Here is a 707-nt window from a genome sequence, read left to right as displayed (position 1 = left end):
AAGCGCTCCACGACGGTCTCGGCCTTGTCGATCTCGCGCTGCGGCACCATCGGCAGCCCCTGGCCGCGCGCCGACTGCGCCACGTACGACAGGGCCATCACGGCCGCGCGCGCCAGGTCCTCGCGGGCCTGCTCCTCGTCGATGTCGAGCAGCGGTTTCAGGCCCCACACGGGCGCCAGCATGGCCAGCGCGGACTGCACGTCCACGCGGATGTCGCCCGAGTGCACGGGGATCGGGAACGGCTCGGCGGGCGGCAGCCCGGGATTGAACGCCCCGTCCACCAGCAGGCCCCACACGTTCCCGAACGAGACATGGCCCACCAGGTCCTCGATGTCCACGCCGCGATAGCGGAGGGCGCCGCCTTCCTTGTCGGGTTCGGCGATCTCCGTTTCGAACGCGACGACTCCTTCAAGTCCGGGTACGAAGTCGGACATCAGGCGGCTCCTCTGAGAGTGGTCGACAAAGCGGCTTGTGACCGAGTTGTCAAGGAATGGGGGGATCGGCGCGGTTTCACGGCCGCGGTGCGGCTCGCGATCCGTGACGACCGCCCCTCGGTACCGGCCCCGCGCGACGTGGCGGTCATCCAGTCGCGTGCGGAGCCGGCCCGGACGGTGAAGTGGTGCGGCTCGGTCCAGGACCGGACACGATAGTTGGTGGTGTCCGGAGGCCACAGTGGGTCAGTCGATGATTTTGGTGGGTTCGCCACC

Annotated in this window: 1 protein-coding gene; it reads right to left on the bottom strand. The window is 69.2% G+C overall.

All coding sequences use genetic code 11. The features are described from left to right. On the bottom strand, positions 1-434 hold a 434-nt coding region (locus KUM32_RS41685), incomplete at its 3' end, for a citrate/2-methylcitrate synthase (protein WP_302185270.1). Positions 435-707 lie beyond the last annotated feature (273 nt).

This window comes from Streptomyces sp. AC627_RSS907, assembly GCF_019049165.1.
This window is presented reverse-complemented; position numbering and strand designations above follow the sequence as displayed.